Genomic DNA, 3,992 nt, shown 5'->3' with positions numbered 1-3,992 from the left:
CCGCCGCAAGGGCGAGATGACCGACCTGCGCCCCTCCGGCGGCGGCAAGCAGCGCCTGACCTTCCGCATCCCCGCCCGCGGCCTGATCGGCTATCACGGCGAGTTCCTCACCGACACCCGCGGCACCGGCGTGATGAACCGTCTGTTCGCCGGCTACGGCCCTTGGAAGGGCGCGATCGAAGGCCGCCGCAACGGCGCTCTGATCTCCTCCGAGGATGGCGAGGCCGTGCAGTACTCGCTGTTCTCCCTGCAGGACCGCGGCGCGCTGTTCGTCAATCCCGGCGAGAAGGTCTATGTCGGCATGATCCTCGGCGAGCACAGCCGGGAGAATGACCTGGACGTGAACCCGGTGCGCGAAAAGAAGCTCACCAACATCCGCGCCGCCGGCAAGGACGAGGCGCTGCTGCTGGTGCCGCCTCGCAGGATGTCGCTGGAACAGGCAATCGCCTATGTCGAGGATGACGAGCTGGTGGAAGTCACCCCCTCCGCCGTGCGCCTGCGCAAGAAGCACCTCGACCCGAACGCCCGTAAGCGCGCCGAGCGCTCCTCCGGCGACGCCGCGTAATCAGTAAGAAAGTGGCCGCTTTTTAAAAAAAGCGGCGCAAAAACTTTTTGCTCCGCTGGGCCTGAGGCGTTGTCACCGACAACGCCCATGGCCCAGCGGAGCAAAGTTTTTTTGCTACTTTTTGTTCACAAAAAGTAGCCTTCCTTTCTTCACTTCCTACGGCACCAGCGCGCCCAGGCTTTTCGCCTTCGCTTCCGGCTCGACATGGATGGTGATCACCACCCCCTCCATTTCCTGCTTCAGCGCCGCCTCGATCCGGTCGCAGATGTCGTGCGCCGCCGCCACTGACATTTCCCCCGGCACCACGAGATGGAACTCCAGAAAGCTCGCAGGACCGGCTTGGCGGACCCGCAGGTCATGCGCCTGCAGCGCGCCTTTGGCGTGCTGACGCACCAGTTCCTGGATGCGCGCGGTCATCGCCGGCGGGGGCGCCTCGTCGAGCAGTCCGCTCAGCGAGCGCAGCAGGGTTAGGCCGCCCATCACCGCGATGTTCAGCGCGATGCAGAGGGCGATCAGCGGGTCGAAGACCGGCAGCCGCAGCAGCGCCGCCCCGGCCAGGGCGACGACGATGCCGGCGGTGGTCAGCGCGTCGCTGAACAGATGCCGCGCATCGGCGCCGAGCGCCGGCGAGCGATAGGCCCGGCTCACTTTCATCAGCACGACGCCCCAGGCGGCGTTCACCAGCCCGGCGAGAAAATTCCAGGCCAGCCCCGCGCCCAGCCCATGCCGCCACGGCGCCAGCGGCGCCGGGTGGAACACTTCGCCTAGGGCGCGCTGAAAAATCAGCACCGCGGCGATCAGGATCATCGCCCCGGTCGCCACCGCGCTCAGCAACTCCACCTTGGCGTGGCCGTAATGATGCTCGCGGTCGGCCGGCTTGGCGCCGACGATCAGCGCGTACAGCGCCAGACTCGAGGCGGCGACATTGACCAGAGCTTCGAGCGCATCGGAGAACAGGGCGGTGCTGCCGCTGACCCTGGCCGCGAGGAATTTGAGCAACAGCACGACCACGCCGACGGCGATGCTGGCCGCGCCGAATCTGAAAACCGGTTTCATGCCCCCTGCTAACAAGGCGTTCCCCCGCAGCGCAACAATTCATTCACCCCGCTTCTTTAGCCCTAAGAAAGCAGCCGCTTTTGGGAAGAAGTGGCATAGCGTTCCCCGTTCCTTTCAGAAAACTTTATAACGCTTACGGAAAGGCAATTGACAGTTGCGTGAGGAGCGATTGTGATAGCGCCCAAGCGGGAGACCAGAAATGTCTCGCAACAACAAGAAGTAAGGAACGTTTCGCCGATGTCAAAAAGAGCAAGAACAATCCGGCCCCATCTGCTCACCTCATTGCTCTCTCTCGGATTGAGCCTCGGCGCGACCGCCGCCTATGCCTCCGATCCTATTCCCGGCGATGCCATCGCCCCGCCGGTCAACGTCAATATCGGCCTTTTCTACAATGAATTCACCGATGCCGGGGCTGTCGGCAGCCCGAATAACGGCACCAACGGCCAGGATACGCATCTTTCCACCGATGTCGCGGTCGCCCGCTATATCCGCACCTTCGATGTCGGCGGGCTGCTCTCCGGCGTGGATGTGTTCGAAGAATATTTCAGCTACCTCGGTAGCCAGCACGCCGGCGTCGGCAACCTCCCCAGCGCCGCCCCTGGCTTGCTGCCGCCCATCGGCCCTGCCTATGCCTCCCTCTCGACACAAGGCGGCTTCGCCCAGCCGAATATTGGTATCTTCACCTTCCCCATCAACGATCCCGCCACCGGCACCTACCTGGTGCTCCACCCCTGGATTGCGCCGCCGATCAGCAGCTTCAACAAGGATTACTATCTGAACCCGGCACAGAACACCTGGACCTACGAGATGGAAGTGGGCTTCCGCAAAACGCTGATCGGCACACCGACCACGCGCAACCTCACGATCGAACTGTGGGGCGAAGCCTATCTGTTCAGCCCGAACAATGATTCGGCCGCCATCTCCCCCGCCGTCTTTGCCGACAGCCTCCCGCCGAGCTATGCCCTCGCTCATGATTTCATCAACCCGGCGATCCCGGGGAGTAATCCGGTGTCCCCTGAGGAATCGCAGCCGGCGAGCTTCCATGAGGAACCCTCGGAGGAGATGCGGGTCTATCTGCCCTATGAATTCTATCCCGCCACCGACGCGGTCATCGCGCCTGGTCTCTTCCAGAGCTTCGGCGGCAAGCAATATTACGTTCTGCGCAACGGCGCGAAGGTGAATCCCGGCTTCACCTCCGACGACACGAGCACCAACGAAACGCAGCTGCGCCTGGTCGCCAGCAGCTTTGTCACGCCGACCCTGAACGTGGCGCTGGTCGGCGAATACGACGTCGCCAATCGCGGCGGTCCGCTGCAGCGCGCGGTGCTGCTGCGCCTGGCGAAGTTCTTCTGACCAAGGGCAAAGAAAGCAGCCGCTTTTTAAAAAAAGCGGCGCAAAAACTTCTTCTATGCTGGGCCTGAGGCTGTGTCGCCGACAACGCCCATGGCCCCAGCATAGCAAAGTTTTTTTGCTACTTTTTGTTCACAAAAAGTAGTCTTCTTCTCTTTATGCATCCGGCCCGGTGCGGCGCAGGCGCTTAATCTCGCCGCGGTGGTTTTTGGCGTCCAGCCGCCTGGTTTTCGAGGCTTTCGTCGGCCGAGTCGGCTTGCGGTAGACCGGGGCGATGGCGGCGGCGCGGATCATCTCGAACAGCCGCTCGCGCGCATCCTCGCGGTTCTGGAGCTGGGTACGGAAGCGGTTGGCGGTGATCACGATCACGCCCTCCTGCGTCAGCCGCCTGCCTGCCAGCGTGCGCAGCCGCGCCTTCACCGACTCCGGCAGTGTCGTGCAATTCCCCAGGTCGAAGCGCAGCTGCACCGCGGTCGCGACCTTGTTAACGTTCTGTCCGCCCGGCCCCGAGGCAGCGATGAACGTTTCGGAGAGATCCGCCTCATCAAGGCCGAGTCGCGGGGTAACCTGGATCAGCATGCGCCCCTCCCCGGTGAACCACCATCATAACGCGAAAAAGCCGGTGCAGGGCACCGGCTCTCCGAAATCACCAGCAACACCGGCCCCATCTGGCCAGTGGCAGCCTTAGGCTGCTGCAGCTTCCTTCTTCGCCTTCGCGCGCTCCAGGCGGCGCTTCAGGGCCAGGCCCTCGACGGTCAGCTTGCTGTTATTCTGGCTGAGCAGGAACGCATCCAGGCCGCCATTATGCTCGATCGTGCGGATCGCGCGGGTCGACAAGCGCATGCGCACATTGCCGAGCACGTCGGAAAGCAGCGAGGTTTCCTGCAGGTTCGGCAGGAACCGCCGGCGGGTCTTGTTGTTCGCATGGCTGACATTATTGCCAGCTTGCACGGTCTTTCCGGTCAGGTCACAACGGCGGGCCATAGCTCTATCCTCAAACGACGCAATAAACGCAAAGCGG

At 63.0% G+C, this 3,992-nt stretch carries 4 protein-coding genes and 1 pseudogene; 2 read left to right on the top strand and 3 right to left on the bottom strand.

Going from position 1 to position 3,992, the window contains the following annotated elements; translation table 11 throughout:
- Positions 1-565 (top strand): annotated as a pseudogene (locus VGG47_RS03880) (translational GTPase TypA); the annotation flags it as partial.
- Positions 566-721: 156 nt separating this feature from the next.
- On the opposite strand, the gene VGG47_RS03875 reads toward VGG47_RS03880, so the two are convergent.
- Positions 722-1,621: a cation diffusion facilitator family transporter gene (locus VGG47_RS03875; protein WP_331535630.1), complete on the bottom strand. Its 900-nt coding sequence runs from the start codon at positions 1,619-1,621 to the stop codon at positions 722-724.
- 237 nt (positions 1,622-1,858) lie between these two features.
- Between VGG47_RS03875 and VGG47_RS03870 the strand changes: the two genes are divergently transcribed.
- A complete protein-coding gene (locus VGG47_RS03870; protein WP_331535628.1) occupies positions 1,859-2,974 on the top strand; it encodes a transporter in 1,116 nt (371 codons plus the stop codon).
- Between the two features lie 153 nt (positions 2,975-3,127).
- Here VGG47_RS03870 and arfB read toward each other — a convergent pair whose 3' ends face one another.
- Both arfB and rpmB read right to left on the bottom strand, forming a co-directional pair.
- Positions 3,128-3,550: an alternative ribosome rescue aminoacyl-tRNA hydrolase ArfB gene (arfB, locus tag VGG47_RS03865; RefSeq protein WP_331535626.1), complete on the bottom strand. Its 423-nt coding sequence runs from the start codon at positions 3,548-3,550 to the stop codon at positions 3,128-3,130.
- A gap of 105 nt (positions 3,551-3,655) precedes the next feature.
- Positions 3,656-3,955 carry a 50S ribosomal protein L28 gene (rpmB, locus tag VGG47_RS03860; protein ID WP_331535624.1) on the bottom strand — a complete coding sequence of 100 codons (300 nt, stop codon included), beginning with the start codon at positions 3,953-3,955 and terminating at the stop codon, positions 3,656-3,658.
- Positions 3,956-3,992 lie beyond the last annotated feature (37 nt).

The organism is Acidocella sp. (assembly GCF_036489515.1).
GTDB lineage: Bacteria > Pseudomonadota > Alphaproteobacteria > Acetobacterales > Acetobacteraceae > Acidocella.
This window is presented reverse-complemented; position numbering and strand designations above follow the sequence as displayed.